Source organism: Stenotrophomonas sp. GD04024 (genome assembly GCF_029837545.1).
GTDB lineage: Bacteria > Pseudomonadota > Gammaproteobacteria > Xanthomonadales > Xanthomonadaceae > Stenotrophomonas > Stenotrophomonas forensis.
The window spans coordinates 1-23,810 of sequence record NZ_JAOEDV010000044.1; the positions used below are offsets into that span (position 1 = coordinate 1).

Consider the following 23,810-nt stretch of genomic DNA (forward strand, 5'->3'; position numbering starts at 1 on the left):
GCGGCGAACGAAAAAAGGGGGAGGCCGCCCCACTACGACCGGCCTCCCCCACACCACAACACGTTGTCGCGCATTACAGCCGGGCAGCGCCCGGCTCTACCATTTCCAGGCCGCGCGCACGCCGAATCAGTCGCGTAACCGCACTGCGCAGGTCGTCCAGCACCGCGTAGATCGTCGGCAGGAACAGCAGGCTGACCACGGTCGAGAACGCCAGGCCTCCGGCGATCGCGCGCGCCATCGGCGCGTACTCCGGGCCATTGCCGAACATCTGCGTATTGGTCAGCGAGATCGGCACCATCGCCAGGATCGCCGTGCCCATGGTCATCATGATCGGGCGCAGGCGCTCGCGTGAGCCTTCCACCAGCGCCTGGGTGCGGCCCATGCCGCCGCGCCGCAGGTTGTTGATGTGCTCGATCATCACGATGCCGTTGTTCACCACCACGCCCATGAGCACCAGGATGCCGATGAAGGACATGATTCCGAACGAGGTGCCGGTGATCCAGAACAGCCAGAACACGCCAAAGATCGAGAACAGCACGCCGCTCATGATCGCCGCCGGGAACAGCAGCGATTCGAACACCGCCGCCATCACCACGTAGATCATCACCAGCGCGATGAGCAGGTTGAACACCATCTGCTGCATCGCCTCGTCGTCGTTGCCGTAGTCGCCGCCGTCGAAGGTGAAGCCGTAGCCGGCCGGGAAGTTCATCGGCTTGAGCACCGCTTCCATCGCCTTGCGGCCATCCGGCGCGGTGACCTTCTCGGCCAGGTTGGCCTTGATGGTCAGCGTGGTCTGGCGGTTGGTACGACCGATCTGGGTGGCGGACGAACCGACATCGACGGTGACCAGGCTCAGCAGCGGCACGCTGCGGCCATCACCGGTACGCACGCTGAAGCCGGCCAGGTCTTCCGGGCTGCTCTGCTCGGCACCGGCGAAGCGCACCCACACCGGCACCTCGTTGTCGCCGCGGCGGAACTCGCGCATCGGTGCGCCACGCAGCGCCAGGCCGACGAAGCTGGCCACCTGCTCGGCATTGAAGCCGAATGCCGCGGCACGCTCGCGATCGACGCGAACCTTCAGTTCGCCGCCCTTCTCGCCGTTGTCGATGCGCACGTCGCGCAGTTCGGCGCGCTGGGCCAGCAGCGGCACCACTTCCTGGCCGATTTCCTGCAGCATCGAACTGGAGTCGCCGACCAGCTGCACCTGCACGCCCTGGTTGCCACCGCCGCCACCGTCGCCGCCCTGGTTGCCGACGAAGTAGTCGGTGCGGGCCGACTTCGGAAGACCCTTGCGCAGCTCTTCCTGCAGCGCCTTTATGTCCTTGGCGTACTTCTCGTCCAGGGTGACCACGGTCGAGCTGCCTTCCTGCTCGCTGTACCAGGAATAGACCTGCTTCACGTGCAGGCGCTCGCGGTTCTGGTCGATCCAGTTCTCCACCCGTGCCACTTCATCGGACATCTGGCGGTAGGTGTAGGCGCCCTTCCACATGTAGCCGATGAAAATGTCCTTGCCGCCGTCACCGCCGAACATGTCTATCTTGGTCAGCTTCATCGGCACCAGGCTGACCAGCACCACCAGCACGATGCCGAGCAGGCTCCAGCCGCGATGGTGCAGCGACCAGTCCAGCAGCGTTGCGTAACGGCGCTGCAGCCGCGCGATCATGCCGGTCTGCGAGTGCACCAGCTTGGGCGTGGCCATGCGCGCGGACAGCATCGGGATCAGGCTGACCGCGACCAGCCACGAAGCCAGCAGCGAGACCGAGATGGTGATCGCGATCTGCGACATGAAGATGCTGATGTTGTTGGTCTCGCCGAACAGGTTCGGCACGAACACGATGCAGTGGCACAACGTGCCCGCGCTGAGCGCGATGGCCACGTTGCGGGTGCCGATGATCGAAGCCAGCCGCGGCTGCCCGGGCATGCGCTCGCGTTCCTGGTAGATGCTCTCCACCACCACCACGGCGTTGTCGACCAGCATGCCCACCGCCAGCAGCAGGCCCATCATGGTCAGGATGTTCAGCGTCACCCCAACGAAGTACATGAAGCCCAGCGTGATGGTGAAGCAGATCGGGATCGCCAGCGTCACCATCAGCGTGGACGGCCAATGACGCAGGAAGAAAAACAGCACCGTGATCGACAGGATCAGGCCTACGGCACCGGCCTCGGCCAGCTCCAGCAGCGATGACGTCACCGCCTTGCCCTGGTTGTCGATCACCTTGATCTGCACGTCGCGCATCGACGCCTCGGCGCGGATCGATTCGACCTCGGCCAGCGCGGCACGTGAGACCTCCACCAGGTTGGCGCTGCGCTCCTTGAAGATGTCCAGGCCGACCGCCGGGTTGCCGTCCAGGCGGCGCCCGTAGTTCATGCGCGCCGGCTTCAGCCGAACATCGGCAATGTCGCCCAGACGCAGGCCCTTGGCGTTGATCACCAGGTCACGCATCTCCTGCAGGTCGGTGATCTCGCCCACCGGCTGCACGCGCACGCGCTGGCCGTTGTCATCGATCTGCCCGGCCGAGATCGAGAAGTTCAGCGTGCGCAGGCGCTCGCTCAGTTCGTTGATGCTCAGCCCGTGCGCGTTGAGCCGGTTCGGATCGATGGCGATCTCCACCTCGTTCGGCGGCGCACCAGTGATATCGACGCGGGCCACGCCCGGAATACGCTCGATGCGCCGCTTGAACTCGCGGTCGAGCATGTCATAGGCGGTGGTCAGGTCGGTGGTACTGGCCAGGCGCACCTTCAGGACCGGCTGGTCGCTGCTGGACCACTTGAACACGTTGTAGCGCTGCAGGTCGTCGGGCAGGTCGCTGCGGATCGCATCGATGCGCTCGCGGGCATCGGAGGCAGCGATGGCGATATCACGGTCCCAGTCGCTGAACTCGATGTAGATCAGCGCCGCTTCGGAGGTCGCCGACGAGCGCATGCGCTTGATCCCGGTCATCGTCGCCAGAGACTCCTCGACCGGGCGGATGATGGTCCGCTCCACTTCCTCCGGGGTCGAACCGGTGTACGGGATCTGCACGAACAGGAACGGCGCGGAGATGTCCGGCAGCGCTTCCAGCGGCAACCGGAACGAAGCGATCAGGCCGATCACCACCAGCGACACGAAGCACATGATGGTGGTGACCGGACGGCGGATGGAGAACTCGGCAACACTCATGCCGGCTCCTCCGCACCTGCCGCGCTGCCGGCGGCGCCGGGCTCGATCTCACCTGCATGCTTGCGGCCGCGCTCGCGGTAGTAGGCATCGCCGCGACGGTCCATCAGGTCATACACCACCGGGATCACCAGCAGGGTCAGCAGGGTCGATACCAGCAGGCCGCCGATCACGGTGATCGCCATCGGCGCGCGTACTTCGGCACCCTCGCCCATCGCCACCGCCAGCGGCAGGAAGCCGAACAGCGTGCACAGGGTGGTCATGATGATCGGCCGCAGGCGCGAGCGCGCTCCCTCTACGAGTGCCTCGTGCTTGGCCACGCCGGCCTCGCGCAGCTGGTTGACCTTGTCGATCAGGATGATCGCGTTCTTGGTGACCAGGCCGACCAGCAGGATCAGGCCGATGAACACCACCACCGAAATCGGCTTGCCGGTCAGCATCAGCGCCAGGATCGCACCGACCAGCGCCAGCGGGATGGTGAACAGGATCACGAACGGATGCAGCAGCGACTCGAACTGCGAAGCCATCACCAGGTAGACCAGGAAGATCGCCAGGCCGAAGGCGAAGATCAGCGACTTCGCCGCCTGTGCCAGCTCCTCGCCCTGGCCGCCGATGTGCAGGCCAACGCCCGCACCCAGCGGCTGCTCGGCCACCATCTGCTGCACTTCGCGCATGGCCGCGCCGAGATCGATGTCGCGCAGGTTGGCCGACACCACTGCCACGCGTGTCTGATCGGCACGGTGGATCTCGCTCGGACCGGTGGTGGCGACCACATCGGCCACCGCGTCCAGGGTGACCGGGCGCGTGCTGCCCGGGTTGACGATCAGCCGGCGGATGCTCTCCACGCTGGCGCGGTCGCCTTCCTGCGCACGCACCAGCACGTCGATCTTGCGGTCGCGGAAGCTGTAGCGGGTGGCGACGTCGCCGCGCACCTTCTTCACCACCACGTCGGCGATCTGGCGGGTGGTCAGGCCGAGTGCACCGGCACGTTCCTGGTCGAAGCGGATCTGGATTTCCGGGAAACCCTCTTCCACCGTCGACTTCACGTCGGCGTAGTGCGCATTGCCGCGCAGCATCGCCGCCAGGCGCTGGCCGGCCACTTCCAGGGTCGCCATGTCCTGCCCGCGCAGTTCGATTTCCAGCGGCGTGGAGAAGCTGAACAACGCCGGCCGTGCGAAATCGACCTGGGCGCCCGGATGCTGGCCCATGGTGCTGCGCAGGCGTTCGGTGATGGCCGCTTCGGTGCGTGCGTTGCCGCCGCCTTCCATCACCACGGTCAGCTTGCCGATGTTCTCGCCGCTTTCGGTCGGGCTCGCATCCAGGCGGGTGCCGCTGCCACTGACGCCGTACAGCGATGCCACTCCCTCGCCCTTGCCGTGTGCCAGCTGCAGTTCGCGCACCAGCGCATCGGTCTGCTTCAGCGGCGTGCCGGCCGGCAGCTTCACCGTCATTTCGAAACGGTCCTGCGCCAGCTGCGGAATCAGGTCGGCACCGAGCATCGGCACCAGCGCCATGGTCGCCACGAAGATGATCGTGGCCACGCCCAGCACCTTGCCCGGGTGGGCCAGCGCGCTCGGCAGCAGGCGCAGATAGCCGCGCTCGGCACCCGCGTAGGGCTTCATCGCCAGATCGCTGGCCTTGCGCATCACCGGGCCGACCACCGCCACCACGCCGCGCCACAGGCGTACCACCAGCCAGGCCAGCGCATAGAAGCCCCAGCGCGCGGTTGCGACGACGCCACGGCGGCCCAGCGCGACCGGCTTCTGCCAGCGGTTCTGCGGCTGCCACGGTTCATTCGGTGCCTCTTCCGGGAACGCCAGCGGTGGCCGTCCCTTCAGCGAGCTCAGCATCGGGATCAGCGTCATCGACACCAGCAGCGAGATCGCGATGGCGATCGCCACCGTCAACGCCTGGTCGCGGAACAGCTGGCCGGCGATGCCGTCGACGAACACCAGCGGCAGGAACACGGCGATGGTGGTCAGCGTCGAGGCGACCACGGCCATGCTCACTTCGCGGGTACCGGCGATGGCCGCCTGCAGGATGCCCAGGCCACGCTCGCGGGCCTTGGCGATGCTTTCCAGCACCACGATCGAGTCATCCACCACCAGGCCGGTGGCCAGCGCCAGGCCGCCCAGCGACATCACGTTCAAGCTCAGGCCGAGCTGTCCCATGAAGAAGAACGTGGCGATGATCGAGACCGGCAGCGACAGGCTGATCACGAACGTGCTCCAGCCATCGCGCAGGAACAGGAAGATGATCAGGATCGCCAGCAGGCCACCGATCACCGCGTCCTTCTTGACGTCGGCGATGGCGTGCTCGATGAAGCGCGACTGGTCCTCGATGGTGGTCATCTCGACGTCGGCCGGGAACGTGCCCTTGATCTGCTCCAGGCGCTTGCGCAACGCCTCGGCGGTGGAGACGGTGTTGGCGTCGCCTTCCTTGTAGATCGCCAGCTCGACCGATTCCTTGCCGCCCAGGCGGATCACCGCTTCGCGCTCCTTGTAGCCCTGGCGCACGGTGGCCACGTCCTTCAGGCGCACCGGCACACCGTTGGCGACCACGCTGGAACCGCCGCCGGACGATGCGCTCTGCGCCGCCGAGGCCGCCGCGATGGCTGCCGCCGAGCCGGTCGACGCAGCGATATTGAACATCTGCTGCAGCGCCGAATCAGCCGCGCTGCCATTGCTTCCCTGGGTGGTGACCAGCAGGTTGCGGATCTCTTCCAGATCGGCGAACTGGTTGACGGTGCGCACCAGGAAACGCTGCGAACCTTCTTCCAGGCGGCCGCCGGAGATGTTGATGTTCTCGTCCTTCAGGCGCTTGATGACGGTGTCGATCGGCAGGTTCAGCTGCGCCAGCTTCTGCTGGTCGATGTCGACCTGGATCTCGTCTTCCAGGCCACCGCCGACCTTGACCGCGGCCACGCCGGAGACCGGCTCCAGCTTCTTCTTCAGGTCTTCATCGGCATAACGGCGCAGGCCGGTCAGCTCGCGGATCGCATCGGCATCGCTGGCCGGCGCGGTCCTGCTCGACAGCACCAGGCGCATGATCGGCTCGGTGGACGGGTTGAAGCGCAGCAGCACCGGGGCCTTCGCCTCCAGCGGCAGGTTCAGCGCTTCCATCTTGTCGCGCACCTCCAGGCTGGCCTGGTCCATGTTGGTGCCCCAGGCGAACTCGAGCACCACGTCGCTCTGGCCGGTGCGCGAAACCGACTTCAGCTTGCGCAGGTTCTTGACCACGCCGACCGCTTCTTCGACCGGCTGGGTGATCAGGGTTTCGATTTCGGTCGGCGCCGAACCGGTGTACTCGGTACGCACGGTCAGCGTCGGGTAGCTCAGGTCGGGCAGCAGGTTGACCTTGAGGTTGCCCAGCGCGATCAGGCCGAACAGCAGCAGGGTGACCGTGCACATGGCGATGGTCACGCGGCGGCGGGTGGCGAATTCCACCAGGCCGCCGCGCAGGCCGGCGGCGGCGCCGTCGCTCGCCGGCGAGGCACCGTGGTCGTGGCCCGGGGCGGTCATTGCTTGCTCCCGGCCTTGTCTGTCGGCGTGGCGGACGCTGCGACCGTTTTCGCCTTGGCCTTCGGATCAGCAATCACCTGCACCGCGGTGCCGTCGCGCAGGGCGACCTTGCCGGCGGTGACCACCTGATCACCGGCCGCCAGGCCATCACGGATCTCCACCCACGGGCCCTCGGCGTAACCCAGCTTGACCGGAACCCGTGCGACCTTGCCTTCGCGCACCCGGAACACCGCCGGCTCACCGTCGTCGAGCAACGAAAGGCGCGGCACCACGAGCGCATCGGCACGCTGGTCGTAATCGATGCGGATGCGCCCGAACATGCCGGGCTGCAGCGCGTGCGCGGCACCGTCGAAGGCGCTGACCACGCGAAACGTGCCGCTGCCCGAATCGACCACCGGTGCGATGCGATCGACGGTGCCGGTGAAACTCTGGCCCGGCAGCGCATCGGCAACCAGCGTCACCGGCTGGCCGGCACGCAAGGTGGCCAGCTCGCGCTCGGGGACGTTGAGCGTGGCTTCCAGCCGCGAGTTGTCGACGATGCGGAAGATCGGCGTGTTGATCTGCACGAAGTTGCCGGTCTTGATCGAGCGCGACGCGATGACGCCGGAGATCGGCGCCACCACCGTGGTGTAGGACAGTTCCAGCGTGGCCAGGCGGTACTGCGCGCGGACGTTTTCCAGGTCAAAGCGCAGCTGGTCGACATCGGCGGCGCTGACCATCTGCTGGCCAACCAGCTTCTGTGCGCGCTGGTAGTTGTTTTCCAGCTTGCGCATCTGCGCTTCGCTCTGCGCCACGGCCAGGCGCGCGCGGTCCGGGTCCAGCCGCACCAGCGGCTGGCCGGCGGTCACCCGCTGCCCTTCCTCGACCAGCACCGCCAACGCCACGCCGGAGGTCTTGGCCACCACCTGCGATTCGGCGCGCGGTTCCAGTGCAGCGGTGCCGGTGTAGCTGGCCGCGACCGCGCGGTGGCTGGCCACCGCCACTTCGACCGGGACCGCATCGACCTTCTTCTCCTCCTTGGTCTCGGCGGCCTTGGCTTCGGAATTGGGCCCTGCGGCGCAACCGCCCAGCAGCAGGGAGGTGGAGATCAGCAGTGCGGCAGCGCAGATTCCGCTGCGACGGCCGGACAGGAAGGTTGGATGCGACATCGTCAGGTCCCTGGAGGATGCGTGGACAGGTGTGGTAGCAAAGTAATGCACCACTTCACGGCTACACCATATCCCAAAGGTCATGGTGTCTTCACGCCGCTGGTCGGCCCACCCCCATTTCAGCTAGATGAAACCTGAGGCTATACTCGGGGCGTTCCGTACCCCACGCCGGAACGACCAGACCCGAATCCCCGGAAACGACACCATGCGCCCGCAGCCGCTCGCCGCTTGTCTCGCTCTGGCCGTCCTCCTGCCCCTTGGGGCCGCCGCACAGCCCGCTCCTGCTCCTGCCACACCTGCCCCGGCCCCGGCTCCCGCCGCTGCCACGGCACCTGCCGCCCCTACCGGCAACTTCGACAATGGCCGCGTCCTGGCCTACACCTGCCAGGGGTGCCACGGCATCACCGGCTACAAGAACGCCTACCCCAGTTACCGGGTGCCGAAGATCGGCGGCCAGACCCAGCAGTACCTGGCCCAGGCCCTGACCGAGTACCGCCAGGGCAAGCGCCGGCATCCAACGATGCAGGCGCAGTCGATGAGCTTCAGCGAACAGGAGATCGCCGATCTCTCTGTTTACCTGTCCACCGTCAAGTAAGGCCCGCCCATGTCGAAAGCCGCGCATCCGATGCGTCATGCCATCGCCCTGTCCGTTGCCCTGCTGCTGGCCGCCTGTTCGCAGTCGCAGGTGGAAAACAGCGAGAAATCCGCCGCCGACCCGGGCCATGCCAGCGGCGAACACGGTTCTTCTTCATCGGCCGGCCTGCCTGCAGGCCGCGAGGCCGCCGGCGAAGCCCGCGCCAAGGTGAAGGGCAAGGCCACCAACCAGAGCTGCATCGACTGCCACGGCGCTGACGGCAATGCGCCGATCGATGCGACCTATCCGAAGCTGGGTGGCCAGTACGGTGACTACCTGGCGCATGCCCTGCAGGCCTACCGCGCCGGTGACCGCCAGCATGCGCTGATGACGCCGCAGGCCAAGGACCTGAGTGATCAGGACATCGCCGATCTGGCGGCGTACTTTGGCAGCCGGCAGAGCCAGCTGCGGGATCTGCACGGGGTCAAATGACCGTAAGCCGCCACCAGATCCTTTTTAATAAAATCATGGGCGGGCACCTTCCCATGATTTTCTGTTCAAGGGATTGAAATGGGATTTGTAAAGCTGGAGTACACCCGAGGTCAAATTCGCCGTGCAGGAGAAATCCTCTATCAAGGGAATCCTGAACAAATTGCGGCCGTAATGCCAATTATTACTAACTGGCGCGCTGCTCACGCATACCCTCTTAACACTTTTCAAGCAACGCTGAGGCAGCGCCTCAAAAAGCTTGGAAATCGAACAGCTGAGCGCTCTTTAGTTGGCGAACGTCTGAAGCGACTACCATCGATTGAAGCAAAACTTCACCGTCAGCGCGGGATGAAACTGGAACGAATGCAGGACGTAGCCGGACTGCGCGCGGTTGTTCCTGATATTTCTGCACTGAAGAAAATTCACGAGATATACTGCGAAAGAGCGCTAAGGCACGAGCTTCGCAACACTTACGATTACGTACAGTCCCCAAAAGAAGATGGCTACCGGAGCATCCACTTGGTCTATCGCTACGAAAGCGCCAAGGCTCCTCAATATAATGGACTTTCGGTAGAACTACAGCTTAGAACCCGCCTTCAACATGCGTGGGCAACCGCAGTCGAGACTGTCGACATATTTGCGAAACAGGCAATCAAGGCTGGACGACCTCACCCAGATTGGGCGCGCTTCTTTAAACTAGCGAGTGCAGCATTTGCTATCCAAGAAGGCACCCCCCCTCATGAAGACTACCGCGGACTTGGCATCGATGAAATAAGCAAAGACCTAGCGGAAGCTGAAAGGAATTTGGACGTCCTTTTTATGCTGCGCGGTTTCAGAATTGCCGCAGATTCAATACAGAACGGAAGGAGCTCACCCGCAGCCTATCATCTGGTGGTTCTAAACACAGAAACCAGGATGCTAAAAGTCACGCAGTTCTCTGAATCAAAACTGGACGAGGCAAACGAGAGTTACGCAGCTGTCGAAGAGCTCGCAGCTCAGGGACAACCACTCAACCCGGTTCTAGTCGCTGGCGGGACAATACATCAGCTGCGCCGAACTTACCCCAACTACTTCCTCGATGCGGGTGTCTTCATAGATCGAGTTTCTCGCTTGTGCGAGAAGCCAAGACACTATCCGACCGCTAGAGTAAACCGAATTCCACCTGCCCCTCCCTCCCTATCAACAGCACTCAACTTGCCGATGGAGCTATCGAAGCTAAATCAGTGGCAGGATGTGACTGCAAGCGCAGGACTAGGATCTTCGCCCACCCTCCCACCTGTGAGAATGGGTTCTTATCAAAACGCATCACTGCCGACGTGGCTCACCTGGACTAGCTTTATTACGTCTGAGCGCGCCGCCGAGCTCATTCCTCCAATGCGCTCGACACTGTTTGATGCATGGAACCACGAAGAACGCATTTCCGGCCGTAAAAAGCGCATACCCATCACTCGAGTGAAGAGTTACAAGAAGTTCACGGGGAAGTAATCAGCTCTTCCAAGTAGTCTGCTCTCCCAAAAAAGGAGATACCAACTGGAAGTGGCCACCTAACCCAAGCAAAGTGCAGACCTTTGTCCGCACTTTATCTTTCCAATCATGCATTGCTTTGATGCATTGACCGAGCTTTCCTCGCTTCAGCCTTCCAGCTCTTCCCAGCGCGCGTACGCGGCATCCAGCTCGGCCTGGACCTTGGCCAGCTGCTGGGTGTGCGCGGTCACTTCGGCACTGCTGCGGGTGTAGAACGACGGGTCGTTCATCGCCGAGGTCAGCCCTTCGACGTCGCCTTCCAGCCTCTCGATGGTCTTGGGCAGCTGTTCCAGTTCGCGCGCTTCCTTGTAGGCCAGCTTGCGCTTGGGCGCTGCAGGAGCCGCAGCCGTTGCGGCCGGCGCCGCTGCCGCGGGCTTGGCGACCGGGGCCGCGGCAGGGGCTGCCACGCTGGCGGCATAGCGCTGCCAGTCGCTGTAGCCACCCACGTACTCACCGATCACGCCGTCGCCTTCCATCACCAGCGTGGAGGTCACCACGTTGTCGATGAAGTCACGGTCGTGGCTGACCAGCAGCAGGGTGCCGGTGTACTCGCCCAGCAGTTCTTCCAGCAGCTCCAGGGTTTCCACGTCGAGGTCGTTGGTCGGTTCGTCCATCACCAGCAGGTTGGACGGCTGCGCGAACAGCTTGGCCAGCAGCAGGCGGTTGCGCTCGCCACCGGACAGGCGGGTGATCGGCGCACGCGCGCGTTCCGGGGTGAACATGAAGTCCTGCAGGTAGGCATGCACGTGCTTGCGCTTGCCGTTGAACTCGAGGAAATCACGGCCTTCGGCCACGTTCTCGATCGCGCTCCAGTCTTCGCGCAGCACCGCGCGGTACTGGTCGAAATAGGCGATCTGCAGGTTGGTACCAGGGTTGACCTCACCCTTGGCCGGCTGCAGTTCACCCAGCAACAGCTTCAGCAAGGTGGTCTTGCCACTGCCGTTGGGGCCGATCAGGCCGATGCGGTCGCCACGCAGGATGGTGGTGCTGAAGTCACGGACCATCGTGCGCTCGCCGAAGGCGAACGAAATATCCTTGACGTCGATGACCTTCTTGCCCGAGCTGACGCCCTGCGCGGCTTCCATCTTGACGTTGCCGCTGAGATCGCGGCGCTGCGAACGTTCGGTGCGCATCGCCTTCAGGCGGCGCACGCGGCCTTCGTCACGGGTACGGCGCGCCTTGATGCCCTGGCGGATCCAGACTTCTTCCTGCGCCAGCAGCTTGTCAAAGCGGGCGTTTTCCTGCGCCTGCGCGTTGAGGCGTTCCTCGCGGCGGCGCTCGTAGTTGGCCCAGTCGCCCGGCCAGCTGGTGACCTGGCCGCGGTCGATCTCGACGATGCGGGTGGCCAGTGCACGCAGGAAGCGGCGGTCATGGGTGACGAACACCACGCTGCCGCTCCAGCCCTTCAGGAACGCTTCGAGCCAATCGATGGCTTCGATGTCGAGGTGGTTGGTCGGTTCGTCCAGCAGCAGCACATCGGGGCTGGACACCAGCGCGCGCGCCAGCAGCACGCGGCGCTTCATGCCGCCGGACAGGCGGCCGAACTCGGCTTCGCCGTCGAGGTCGAGCTTGGTCAGGGTTTCGCTGACGCGCTGGTCCAGTCCCCAGCCGTTGGCGGCGTCGATCTTGGCCTGCACGTTGCCGAGCGCTTCGCCATCGAAGACTTCGGCGTGGCTGAGATGGTGGAACTCGGCCAGCCACTGGCCCAGTTCGCCCAGGCCATCGGCCACGACGTCGAACACCGAGCCGGCAGCGCCATGCGGCACTTCCTGCTCCAGGCGTGTGACGCGCACGCCCTGCTGCACGCGGACTTCGCCGTCATCGGGCTTGTGGTCGCCGGACAGCAGCTTGAGCAGGGTGGATTTGCCGGCGCCGTTGCGGCCGATTAGGGCGATGCGTTCGCCCGGCTCGATCGACAGTTCGGCCTTTTCCAGCAACAACGGGCCGCCGACGCTGAAGTCGACGTTCTGCAGAGTAATCAGAGGCATCCGGATATTGTACGGGTTGGGGGCGTCGGCCGGGTTGCACCCGGCACCCGCAGAGGCAACGGCCGCAGCCAAAGCAACGTCAAAAGCTGGTTTCCTGTGGGATGGCGGGATGGGTCCGGTTGCGGGGGACGCCGTAAACCCATCCTTGGGGGCTTGGCCGCGGCATCCATGCCGCGGACACCCCCGCAACCGGACCCACCCCGCCTTCGCCAGATTTCCGCGATCTGCCAGAGCGGCATTCTGCTCTGGTGGGTGCCGACCTTGGTCGGCACATGGGAATCTGATGGCTTACCCCACTTCCCCCAGCAACGCCTGCAAGCCCGGCAACCAGTGCTTGCCCGGGTGGCGTACCAGCCACAGGGTGCGCTGCAGAGTGGGCAGCGGGGTCTCCAGCACGCGCAGGCGGCCGAGAGCCAGCGGCTCTTCCAGCGCGTGACGCGAGAGGCAGGCCAGGCCGAGGCCGGCGATGGCGGCCTGCTTGATCGCTTCGGTATTGCCCAGCTGCAGGGTCTGGGCGAATCCGCGCAGGTGCGGCAGCAGGGCCTGTTCGACCGCCTCGCGGGTACCAGAGCCGGGTTCGCGCAGCAGCCAGCGGGCGCTGCGCAGTTCATCCAATGTCCATCGCGCCGGGGCGTCGGCGGCCGCGACGATCACCAACGGATCCTGCTGCCAGGCGGTCACCTGCAGGCCGCGCTCGTGGCACGGGCCCTCGATCAGGCCCGCGTCGACGTCCAGCCGCTGCACGGCAGCGACCACGCCGGCACTGTTGTCGATGCGCAGGTCGACCTCGGCCTGTGGCGCCTGCCGCAGCAGCTCGGCGATGCGCGGCGGCAGCAGGTAGTTGCCGATGGTGGTACTGGCGGCCAGCACCAGCCGCAGCGGTGCACCCTGCGCCGGGTCGCCGCCCGCGGCCAGCTGTCGCTCCAGGTCGGCGGCATTGACCAGCAACGCGCGCGCCGGCTCCAGCAACGCGCGGCCGTGCCCGTTCAGGGCCAGGCGACGGCCGATGCGGTCGAACAGCGGGGTGCCGAAATGTGCCTCCAACTCCTGCAGGGCGGCGCTGCTGGCCGACTGCGAGAGCGCGATGGCCTGGCCCGCAGCGGTGGTGCTGCCGTGGTCAGCGATGGCGACGAAGACCTGCAGCTGGCGCAAGGTCAGGCGCATGACAATTACCCGCTTGATAGGTAGCTTTCACCCATATTATTCGTTTTACAGGTCAATCGCACAGGCGCACGCTGGCGCCATCATTTCCGCCCCGCCCCCGTCATGAATGCCCCTGCCCTCTCCCCCTGGTCCCTGCCCGCCCTGCGCCAACGCTGGCAGCCGCGCCTGCCCGGCCTGCTGCTGGTGGGCCTGATCGCGGCGGCGTCGCTGTACCTGGCCGAGCTTCCCTGGCTGCAGGCGCACGGCCTGAGCGCGCTGACCGTGGCCATCGTGGTGGGCATCGTGGTCGGCAACACCTTGTACCCGCGGCTGGCGCCGAGCAGCGCAGCCGGTGTCGGCTTTTCCAAGCACTGGCTGCTACGCGCCGGCATCGTGCTCTACGGCCTGCGCCTGACCTTCCAGGACATCGGCCATGTCGGCGTCAGCGGCGTGCTGATGGACGTGCTGGTAGTGGCCAGCACCTTCGGCCTGGCCTGCTGGCTGGGTGTGCGTGTTTTCAGGATGGAGCGCGAGGCGGCAATGCTGATCGGTGCCGGCAGCGCAATCTGCGGCGCGGCGGCGGTGATGGCCGCCGAGCCGGTGGTGCGCGGCCGTGCGGCGCAGGTCACCGTCGCGGTGTCGACGGTGGTGGTGTTCGGCACGCTGGCGATGTTCCTGTACCCCGCGCTGTATGCACTGGTGCAGTCACACGGCTGGCTGGCCATGGACGCACGCCAGTACGGCCTGTTCACCGGCGCGACAGTGCATGAAGTGGCGCAGGTGGTGGCCGCAGGCCGTGCGGTCAGCGAAGCGGCGGCCGATACCGCAGTGATCACCAAGATGGTGCGGGTGATGCTGCTGGCACCGTTCCTGGTCGCACTGTCGCTGTGGCTGGCGCGTGGTGGCAAGGCCAGCGCCGACGGCAGCAAGGCGCGCATTGTGGTGCCGTGGTTCGCGTTTGGTTTCGTGGCGGTGGCCGGGTTCAACTCGCTGCATCTGCTGCCGGCTGGTTTGCAGGCCGGGCTGGTGCAGCTGGATACGGTGCTGCTGGCGATGGCGATGGCCGCACTCGGCCTGACCACCCACGTCTCGGCGCTGCGCCAGGCGGGGCTGAAGCCGCTGCTGCTGGCGCTGATCCTGTTCGCCTGGCTGCTGTTCGGTGGGCTGGCGATCCACCAGGGCGTGCTGGCGGTGCTGGGCTGAGCAGGAGTGTGCCGACCAAGGTCGGCACCCACATGGATGAAGGCCCCAGGACGGGAGCTGCCGCGCGGACGGGTACAATGCGCCATGACTGACTTCTCGACCCTGCCGCTGAGCCCGGCCCTGCAGCCCGGCCTGGATGCCCTCGGCTACACCACCCTCACCCCCGTGCAGGCGCAGAGCCTGCCGGCCATCCTGGATGGCCGTGATGTGATCGCACAGGCGCCGACCGGCAGCGGCAAGACCGCCGCCTTCGGCCTGGGCCTGCTGCAGTCCATCGACCCCAGCCTGATCCGCGTGCAGGCGCTGGTGCTGTGCCCGACCCGCGAACTGGCCGACCAGGTCGGCAAGCAGATCCGCAAGCTGGCCACCGGCATTCCCAACCTGAAGCTGCTGCTGCTGGTGGGTGGCGTGCCGCTGGGCCCGCAGCTGGCGTCGCTGGAAGGCCATGACCCGCACGTGGTGGTCGGTACCCCCGGCCGCGTGCAGGAACTGGCGCGCAAGCGCGCGTTGAACCTGGGTGCGGTGCGCACGCTGGTGCTGGACGAGGCCGACCGCATGCTCGACATGGGCTTCGAGGAGCCGATCCGCGAGATCGCCGGCCGCACCCACAAGGACCGCCAGAGCCTGCTGTTCTCGGCCACCTTCCCCGACAGCATCCGCGCCATGGCACGCGACCTGCTGCGCGATGCGGTGGAAGTGACCGTGGAAGGCGCCGACCAGGCACCGGCCATCCGCCACCTGTTCTGCGAGGTTGAACCGGCCCACCGCCAGAAGGCGCTGGCTGGCCTGCTGCTGAAGTACACGCCCGAATCGGCGGTGGTGTTCTGCAACACCCGCAAGGACGTGGACGAAGTAGCCAACTCGCTGCAGCAGTTCGGCTTCTCCGCCCTCGCCCTGCACGGTGACATGGAACAGCGCGACCGCGAGGAAGTGCTGCTGCTGCTGGCCAACCGCAGCTGCAACGTGTTGGTGGCCAGCGACGTGGCCGCGCGCGGGCTGGACGTGGAAGAGCTGGCGGCGGTGATCAACTACGAACTGCCGACCGACGTGGAGAGCTACCAGCACCGCGTGGGCCGTACCGGCCGTGCCGGTGCCAGTGGCCTGGCGATCAGCCTGGTGGCCGGCCGCGAGAAGACCCGTGCCGAAGCGATCGAAGCGCAGATGGGTCAGCCGCTGGACTGGCAGAAAACGCCGCTGGCAACCTCGCGCCCGGCCGAACTGCCGCAGGCGGCGATGCGCACGCTGCGCATCGATGGTGGCAAGACCGACAAGCTGCGCCCGGGCGATATCCTCGGCGCACTGACCGGTGACGCCGGCCTGTCGAGCAAGTTCATCGGCAAGATCGCGATTTTCCCGACCCGCTCCTACGTGGCGATCTCCCGCGAGCAGGCCAACAAGGCCGTGGCGAAGCTGGAAGCCGGCAAGATCAAGGGCCGTCGATTCCGCGTGCGGATGATGTGATTGAAGCAGCGTTGCCAACCAAGGTTGGCAACGGCATGACCTGTTAGCGGCCAACCTTGGTTGGCCCGTCCATGGCGTCGGTTGCGAAAGGCGATGCCAACCAAGGTTGGCAACTACCGGTTCACGGCGGTTCGCTCTGGTAGGTGCCAACCTTGGTTGGCACTCACCCTACGATCAGAACACCAGTTCGGTGTGCAGCGGCAGCTCCGCTTCCCAGCGGGCACGGCCACCCAGGCCGTCCAGCTCGACCAGCACGCCGGCACCGACCACCTCAACGCCCAGGCGGCGCACCAGCGACAGCGCAGCGACCAGCGTGCCGCCGGTGGCCAGCACGTCATCGATGATCGCCACGCGGGCACCGGCCGGCAGCGCATCGGCGTGCACTTCGATGCAGTCGCTGCGGTATTCCAGCGTGTACTCCTCGCGTAGCACCTGGCCCGGCAGCTTGCCCGGCTTGCGTACCGGCACGAAGCCCACGCCCAGTTCCAGCGCCATCGCGGCGCCGAGGATGAAGCCACGCGATTCAATGCCGACCACCGCGTCCAGCTTCTGGTCGCGCCAACGGTCGGCCATCGCGGTGATCGCACCACGGAAGTCCTCGCCGTGGGCGAGCAGCGGCATGATGTCCTTGAAGAGGATGCCGGGCTTGGGGAAGTCGGCGATGTCGCGCAGGCGGGAGGCCCACTGCGGAGCGACGAGGGCGTCGGTCATGTCACGTTGGCTATCTGATGGCGGCATAGGGTACCTGTTCCGGCCGTTGCCTGCCTGTTGAGGGGTATCGGCCGGGCTGCGCCCGGCGCCTGCAGAGGCCAACGCGCAAGCAAAGTCGAAAGCAAAAGCCGCATTCCGAGGGATGGCGGGGTGGGTCCGGTTGCGGGAGACGCCGTAAACCCATCCCTGGGGGCTTGGCCGCGGCATCCATGCCGCGGACACTCCCGCAACCGGACCCACCCCGCCTTCGACAGATTTCTGCGATCTGCAGCAGATCCACGCCATGCGTGGATGAATCTCCATCGAAATCGAATATTTCGAGAATTCAATGAAATACATCCACGCTTGGCGTGGATCCACGTGTCGACCAAGGTCGACACCTACCTGCAGCAGCCGGAAATCTGTCGGAGGTGGGACGGTGTCGGAGTGCGGGGTGTCAGCCGCATGGATGCGGCTGCCAAGCCTACAGGGACGTACTTGCGGCGTCCCCGCACTCCGACACCGCCCCGCCAAACCACGGAATCCAGCTTTTGCTCTGGCTGTTGACCTCGCCTCTGCGGGTGCAGGGCGCAGCCCTGCAAAAGCCCCCCCCTCAGGAACTGCAGGACAGCATCGAGCAGCCGGCGCGGTTGTCGGCCCAGGCCGGGCGCTTGCCGGCGAAGTGCTCGAGCCCGGCGCGTTCGGTATACGGGTCGCGCAGCACGTCCTGCAGGGCGTGCACGCCACCGAGGTCACCCTGCTCCGCGCGGTCGATCGCCTCCTGCGCCAGCCAGTTGCGCAGCACGTACAGCGGATTGGCGGCGCCCATCTTCGCAGCGCGCTCGTCGGCCGACAGCGGATCGGCGCGCAACCGCGTCGCGTAGTCCTGCAGCCACTGCTGCAGCGGCGCCCGCACCGCCTGCTGGCGCGTCTCGTCGTAGTACACCGCGTCCAGCACCGCCGCATCCGGTGCCGCCGGATCGACCCACATCAGCGCGCGCCAGGCCAGGGTCATGTCCATGGCGCCGTCCTGCATCAGTTGCTGCCAGCGCAGGTAGAGCTGCAGGTCGTCATCGTCGGCCGCGGCCAGGCCGAGCTTGGCGGCGGCATCGCGACGCGTGCATGCCACGAAGGTGGACTGAGCCAGTCCGGCTTGCTGTTGATTCGATTGACCAGTGCATCACGAGCGCTCGCCCGTTGCAGCCTCCCCTGCAGCCTGTCGAAGCGATCATTGATCTCGTCGATGGTCTGAGCCAGTGCTTTGCCCATGCTGCTATCCTCTGCAACGACCATGAACAACAACTTGGAGAGAACGTTGAATGCGTCCTGCGCGATATAGGTAAGCTTGATGAATCCGGAGTGGGCCAACTGGTAGAACACCCATTTCACGAATTCCTGCATGCCACCTGCGTCCACGGCGAAATCCACTGCCCCCTTTGCGCCTACACCCCAGCAGAGTCGTGCAGATGCACGAATGCGGAACTTCCCGCTGTTGAAGTAAATGTTGAGTTGCGCGCTTGCGCCTGCGCCCGCATTGACTGCCACATCCAATGCAATCTTGGCGAAGCTCACAGGTTCCTTGCGATCTGGCGGCAACCAGCGCAGATCACCAGAAGGCGTGATCCCCCCCTCCACGCCTGCGAAAACCTCAGCGGTCAGCTGAACACCCGCTCCGCTCCCCTTCGGAGCCGATTCATTCATGCCCAGCATGCGCACCCGGGCTGGATCAAGCTGCGCGCGCGGCAGCCCCCGCTGGCTGTCAAAATTCTCGGCGAGCGATTGCGAACGGTCGCGCTGTTGGGCGGTAGCAACGGGCTTCTTGCCTACGTATTTGATTTCAGCAGAGCCGGCGAGCGTGCCCTTGGCGCCAACGAACCCGTACAGCTCACAGGCCAGTACAAAAACGATCGCTCCAAGATCGACATCCCCGAACTGCATCTGCCATCCCTTGATGCTTGGAACGGAGTAGCTGTGCGTCCATTTCCCCTCAAACAGAATCAACTTGGCAGAGGCATTGGCCTCAGCCTTCGCTGCCGCAACTCCCTTTGAAGGATTCCACGTAGCAGCGCTGCTGGCGCCTGCGCCCGCAACAAAACGCAGCCACTGCGAAGCGCTCGCAACTTCATATGAATCGCTTTTCTGGACGTGCTCCACGAACTCGTTGCCGCCGGCGTCGATGATGTCGAAGACGAACGGATCCATCTTTGTCTCGGCTTTCGCCTGCAGCGTGATGGAACGGATTGACTTCTTGAAGTCCGCCGCGTCGAATGGCTTGGTGCCGGTCACCTCGTGCTTGCCCTCGCTGGAGCCACTGACCGGACCACCTTTGACCTTGGTGCCGACAGAGGTGTTCACCGCTGTGGGAATACCCATGATCCGCCGCTTCTTTAGTTCCTCGTACTTCTTGGCGGGAATGTAGCGACGGCGTAGGCCGGAACGATCAGCCAGACTTCCGTTGCCTGCGTGCCTGCCCTTGTCGTAGGTCTCGAAGGTGACAACCTCCTTCAAGTCTGTCAGCTTCGAGAAGTTGTCATTCAGCATCTTCGCCACATTGTCTTCAGCAATACCCAACGCCTTTTCGGCGGCGGCTACTGCTTCGGCATCGCGCCCCTGCAACGCATTGTCAAGATTCGCCCTGGATCGGTGCAGACCGGCCATCGTATTCTCGATCATGCCGCTGAGTTCTTCGAACTCGTTCCAGACATCCGGCGTCAGCAACAGCAGCTCGCGTGCCTCGGCGTTGAGAACTGCGGGCGCGCTGATCTTGCCGTCGACTCTGGCTGTCCGCCCCTGCCCAGACTCGCTCATGGCTACTTGGCTCTTCATGCCAAGCACATATAGCGTGGTGGACTGTCCCTTGATCAATGGCTCCAGCATGTCAGTGTTGCGGCCGACCTTGCTTCCCGGCAGATTGAAATTGAAGCGACGACGCCCGTTGCAGGTAATGCGCGGCGTCATGCCGTTCTTGTCGGTATTTCCTTTGATTGGCCGGCCCGCCGCGTCGTTGCCAGCAACTTCGCGTCCCTTTGCATCCACCGCATAGGCAAGGTAAGGGGCATTGGGTAGCGCCTTCTGGTCGGCCTGCATCTGGAACTTCACCCGGAAATAGGGCTGCAGTTCAAGCGCGCACTGGATCGGTGCCATCGTCATGATGGTGCTGTTGAGCTGAAGCTCGATGTCGTGCGAGACAGCCTTCTTCTGGCGGCCGGCGAAGTCCGGTTGCGCCCACTTGCGCTGGTCGAAGTCCCAGACTTCCAGTTGGAATCGTATTGTTGAGGGCGGAAGGAACGGCACCTGCGTAGCAGGCTTGACACCTTTGTCCAACGGGTTCTGCAATGGATTCGGCGTGGTATTCACGAACTTCGTGAGGCCCTGTGCGTCGGTTGTTCCATTGACGACCTCGTTGCGATCAGGCAGCTGCAGGATCCGGTAGCGGACCTGCGCAGCGGGACGCTGCTGGCCATTGTCAGCCAGGTAATAGAGTCTGAAATTTCCAGTTGCCATGGTGTCTTCCTTGTCGCGCCGTAGCGGTCTGCGCGCTTACGCTTCGTCGTTGAGGTAATAGCCTTCGTGCTTGGTTTCACCGTCGCCAACGAAGAGATGGATGTTCTGCGGGCCCTTGGTCACCACCTGCTCGGTTTCACCCTGCGCATTGGTGGTACCTTCCCGTGTACTGCCATCGGGCATCACAAGCACATACGGTGAGTTCGGCATCGGCTGTCCCGCGAAATCGCGAAGCACGTACTTGAGCTTGTAGGCGTCAGCTGGATTAGGAAGTACCAGCGGTGCGTTGACACTCGCCGGCCCCACCCAATCCCGCTGGCTCGCCTTGAACTCCACCTTGCCCGGCGCGCCCAGCTCGATGTTGTCGCCCTCGATCCGGATATAGGCCCCTGCCGCCGTCGCCAGCAGATGCTTGCTCGGCGCCGACAGCTGCACGTCCGCTTCGGTACTGGCGATGCGTACCTTGGTCTTGGCCGCCACGATCATCTGGTTCTTGTGCGCCCGCGCGCTCACCTTGCCCTGCGCGGCGTGCAGCGCGATGCCGCGCTCCTGGTTCGGGCTTTCACCGCCGGGCTGTATGCCGGCGGTATACAGCACCAGACCGCCGGCCACCGCCATCGTCAGCGAGCCCTGCGTCATCCAGTTCAGTGCCACGCCACTGGCCAGCGTGGTGTGGGTGCCACTGACCCAGACCTGGTCGGCCGGGGTCAGGCTCAGCACGCCGGCCACGCCGCTGCCCAGCAGCACCGGCGCGCTCCAGCCCGGTGCCTCGCCATCGCCGCCGGCGATGCTGCCGGCGGCACTGCCGCTGTGGGTGGCGCGCAGCGTCTCCTGCAGCTCGGTCAGGGTGGTGTCCACCGGCAGTTCGTTCGGCTCGCCGGGCAGCTGCGCCTGCTGGTTGGCGGCCGATTCGGCCAGCTGCTGCAGCAGTTGCTGGCTTTCCTGCAGCTGGCTCAATGCCTGCGGCGCGGCCATCTGCGGCGTGCCCTGCTCGGTGGTCAGGAGCAGGCCGCGTCCGGCACGCAGCGCGCCCTGTGCCTGCGTGGACAGCTCCACGCCAAAGCCGCGCTCACCCTCGCGCACGTTGTCCTGGCCGCCCTTCAGATGCCCCAGGGTCAGCGTGGTCTCGTGCTGGGTAGTGGACAGCTGCGCACGGCCCTGCCCGGGCGTGTCGTCGAAGCGCAGCTGCTGGTAGCCGCCAGTGCCACCCTGGCTGTCGGCCAGCGCCTGGCTCTTGAAGCCGGTGTACACCGCCGCGTGGTCGTTGCCCTCGAACCAGGCGGCGGCGTTGCCGGTGGCGGTGGCGCCCCCACCGTTGATCTGGTTGTGCTGTGCGTCCTGCTGGCCACGGCCGTTGTAGACCGCACCGACCACCACCGGGCGGTCGATATCGCCTTCCAGGAACGCCACCAGCACTTCCTGCCCACGCCGCGGCAGCACCACGCCGCCCCAGTTGTCGCCGGCCCACGGGGTCATCACCCGCACCCAGGTCCAGGCGCCTCCGTTGGCCGGGGCGTTGTCGTCGCCGCCGGGATGGGCCAGGCCGCTGCTGGCGTTGCCGCCGCGCTGCCACGGGAACTGCACCTTGATGCGATGGTCGCGGTCGGACAGCAGCGGGTCGCCATCGCTGACCACGATCGCGCTGAGCGTGCCGGTGATGGTCGGCCGCGGATGCAGGTGCGCGCCGTGGCCGTCCTCGGTCTGTGGCCGGTAGTTCACTTCGGCCGGGATGGCGACGAAGCGGTTGTCGTAGAACGCGGTGGACACCTCGCCCGGCGCCTGGCCATAGGCCAGCCCGGACAGCGCGTCCGGCAGCGCCGGCACGGCCACGCTGGACGGACCCAGGGTCTGTTCCAGTGCGTCGAACACGTCGGCATCGAGGTTGTTGCGCGCCTGGTGCAGCACCGACAGGCACAGGAACTGTGCGTCCTCGCCGACCTGCGGGTGCTGCGACAGGCCAAAGCGCGCGCCCGGCGCCAGTGCCCGCCATTGGCCGGCGCCGTCGATGGTATGGGCGCGCACGCGCAGCGCGTCCAGATGCTGCTGCGCGCGGCGCTGGCCGCGTGCGTTGTCCTGCCAGCCATAGGGGCCGCAGGTATCACGGTCGACAATGCCCAGGTCGTTGCCCTGCCCGGCCTCGGCACTGGCCTGGCGACGCTCCAGGGTGCGGTAGTCCCAGGTCGTACGCTCGACCTTGCCCGGCCGCCAGCGGTGCGCGGTGGACCACTGCTGCACGCTGTCGCTGCGCTCGCTCTCGTCGCGCCGATGGAAGCGCACGCGGCCCAGCGCCGCGGTGTCGTTGCTGTGGTCGGCCAGCACCAGGGTGTGCGTGCCGAAGTCCGCGCCGCCGGGCTCGCCGGCATGCTCGAACCAGTAATAGATGCCCTCCTCGGCCAGCAGCCGCTGCACGAAGGCCAGGTCGCTTTCCTGGTACTGCGTGGTCAGGCTGCGCCGCGCGTACTGGCTGGCGTCACCCAGCGACCAGCGCCAGGCCGGTGCCAGCCCGCTGTAGTCGGCGAACAGGTCCTCGACGATCTCGACCACGGTCTTGTCGTGGAAGACGTAGCTGTCCACCCGCTGCGACAGGAACGCCAGCCACGGCTGCAGGCGCAGCCGATAGCGCGCCAGGCCGCCATTGCTGCCCAGCCGCTCGGCGGCGGTGATGCGACCGTGCAACGGGCGCAGGCTGCCGTCGGCCTGCTGCAGCTGCAGCAGCGCGCCCTGCCCGATCAGCGGCGCCAGTGACAGACCGGCATCCAGCGACAGTGCAGTGATCGTCCACTGGAAACCCATGCCGTCGATCTGCTCGACGCCATCGAGGGTTTCGGCCACCAGCACATCGCTCCCCAGCGACGTGTGCAGCCGCAGGAAGCGCTGGGCGTGCGAAGGGCCGGCCAGCGCGGCCCGCAGGTTGTTTACCAGATCCATGGTGCTTCCCCTACTTCCCGTACCTCAAGGTGGTCTGCATGCGGCATGCGCATCGGTGTACTCCGCTTCCCGCGCCCGCGCGGCCTGCGTCCCGACCGGGGCGCAGGCACGCACGGCCATCAGGCCGCCTGGACGATCTCTTCCAGCTGCAGGCGCACGCCCTCGCTGATCTTCAGGCGGTAATCGCGGCCGCCGGCGGTGATCTGCAGTTCGCGTACGTTGCTCACCAGCTGCGGCTTGCCGACCACCGGGGCGTCCATGTGGATGCGCCAGGAACCGCGGCTGATCTGTGCGGCGATGTTGCGGGCGTCCTGGCGGGCCGCCGGTACGGCGGTATCCAGCAGCTCGATCACATGCTCCGGGCGCAGCCGGTTCCAGGCACGCACGCGGTCCAGTTCACGGCCCAGCCCCAGTTCCAGGCTGTCGCAGTGGTTGAGGGCCGCTTCGCGGTCAAATCCATAGAATTCCATCAGCGTTCTC

12 protein-coding genes and 2 pseudogenes are annotated in these 23,810 nt (G+C 65.6%); 5 read left to right on the plus strand and 9 right to left on the minus strand.

The genetic code is table 11. The features are described 5' to 3' along the window. Positions 1-73: 73 nt before the first annotated feature. The 3 genes and pseudogenes from N7590_RS14230 to N7590_RS14240 form a co-directional block, all read right to left on the minus strand. Positions 74-3,160: an efflux RND transporter permease subunit gene (locus tag N7590_RS14230; protein ID WP_164242663.1), complete on the minus strand. Its 3,087-nt coding sequence runs from the start codon at positions 3,158-3,160 to the stop codon at positions 74-76. Continuing rightward, a pseudogene (locus N7590_RS14235) lies at positions 3,157-6,612 on the minus strand (efflux RND transporter permease subunit); the annotation flags it as partial. The pseudogene N7590_RS14235 and the gene N7590_RS14230, both read right to left, overlap by 4 nt. A 62-nt stretch (positions 6,613-6,674) precedes the next feature. Next, the gene (locus tag N7590_RS14240; RefSeq protein WP_164242665.1) at positions 6,675-7,826 is read right to left on the minus strand and encodes an efflux RND transporter periplasmic adaptor subunit; all 1,152 of its coding nucleotides are present in this window, start codon (positions 7,824-7,826) and stop codon (positions 6,675-6,677) included. Between the two features lie 205 nt (positions 7,827-8,031). On the opposite strand from N7590_RS14240, the gene N7590_RS14245 reads away from it, so the two are divergent. From N7590_RS14245 to N7590_RS14255, 3 genes are all read left to right on the plus strand, one after another. Further along, positions 8,032-8,421 (plus strand): c-type cytochrome, encoded by a 390-nt coding sequence (locus N7590_RS14245; RefSeq protein WP_053449512.1) that lies wholly within the window; start codon positions 8,032-8,034, stop codon positions 8,419-8,421. Positions 8,422-8,430: 9 nt separating this feature from the next. Further along, the gene (locus N7590_RS14250; RefSeq protein WP_164242666.1) at positions 8,431-8,892 is read left to right on the plus strand and encodes a cytochrome c; all 462 of its coding nucleotides are present in this window, start codon (positions 8,431-8,433) and stop codon (positions 8,890-8,892) included. A 78-nt stretch (positions 8,893-8,970) separates the two neighbouring features. Then, complete coding sequence (locus N7590_RS14255) at positions 8,971-10,374, plus strand: RelA/SpoT domain-containing protein (protein ID WP_279935668.1); 1,404 nt, start codon at positions 8,971-8,973, stop codon at positions 10,372-10,374. Between the two features lie 146 nt (positions 10,375-10,520). Here N7590_RS14255 and N7590_RS14260 read toward each other — a convergent pair whose 3' ends face one another. Both N7590_RS14260 and N7590_RS14265 read right to left on the minus strand, forming a co-directional pair. Beyond that, the gene (locus N7590_RS14260; protein ID WP_164242668.1) at positions 10,521-12,401 is read right to left on the minus strand and encodes an ATP-binding cassette domain-containing protein; all 1,881 of its coding nucleotides are present in this window, start codon (positions 12,399-12,401) and stop codon (positions 10,521-10,523) included. A 288-nt stretch (positions 12,402-12,689) separates the two neighbouring features. Then, positions 12,690-13,565 carry a LysR family transcriptional regulator gene (locus tag N7590_RS14265; protein WP_053512119.1) on the minus strand — a complete coding sequence of 292 codons (876 nt, stop codon included), beginning with the start codon at positions 13,563-13,565 and terminating at the stop codon, positions 12,690-12,692. A 102-nt stretch (positions 13,566-13,667) separates the two neighbouring features. Between N7590_RS14265 and N7590_RS14270 the strand changes: the two genes are divergently transcribed. Both N7590_RS14270 and dbpA read left to right on the plus strand, forming a co-directional pair. Further along, on the plus strand, positions 13,668-14,747 hold the full coding sequence (locus N7590_RS14270; RefSeq protein WP_279935669.1) for a YeiH family protein: 1,080 nt from the start codon (positions 13,668-13,670) through the stop codon (positions 14,745-14,747). 84 nt (positions 14,748-14,831) lie between these two features. Beyond that, a complete protein-coding gene (gene dbpA, locus N7590_RS14275; RefSeq protein ID WP_164242992.1) occupies positions 14,832-16,208 on the plus strand; it encodes an ATP-dependent RNA helicase DbpA in 1,377 nt (458 codons plus the stop codon). Between the two features lie 174 nt (positions 16,209-16,382). On the opposite strand, the gene N7590_RS14280 is transcribed toward dbpA, so the two are convergent. From N7590_RS14280 to N7590_RS14300, 4 genes and pseudogenes are all read right to left on the minus strand, one after another. Beyond that, positions 16,383-16,919: an adenine phosphoribosyltransferase gene (locus tag N7590_RS14280; protein WP_053512121.1), complete on the minus strand. Its 537-nt coding sequence runs from the start codon at positions 16,917-16,919 to the stop codon at positions 16,383-16,385. A 592-nt stretch (positions 16,920-17,511) separates the two neighbouring features. Beyond that, a pseudogene (locus N7590_RS14285) lies at positions 17,512-18,054 on the minus strand (protein adenylyltransferase SelO family protein); the annotation flags it as partial. A 2,384-nt stretch (positions 18,055-20,438) separates the two neighbouring features. Next, a complete protein-coding gene (tssI, locus tag N7590_RS14295; RefSeq protein WP_239544075.1) occupies positions 20,439-23,330 on the minus strand; it encodes a type VI secretion system Vgr family protein in 2,892 nt (963 codons plus the stop codon). Positions 23,331-23,449: 119 nt separating this feature from the next. Continuing rightward, a complete protein-coding gene (locus tag N7590_RS14300; RefSeq protein WP_008268344.1) occupies positions 23,450-23,800 on the minus strand; it encodes a hypothetical protein in 351 nt (116 codons plus the stop codon). Positions 23,801-23,810 lie beyond the last annotated feature (10 nt).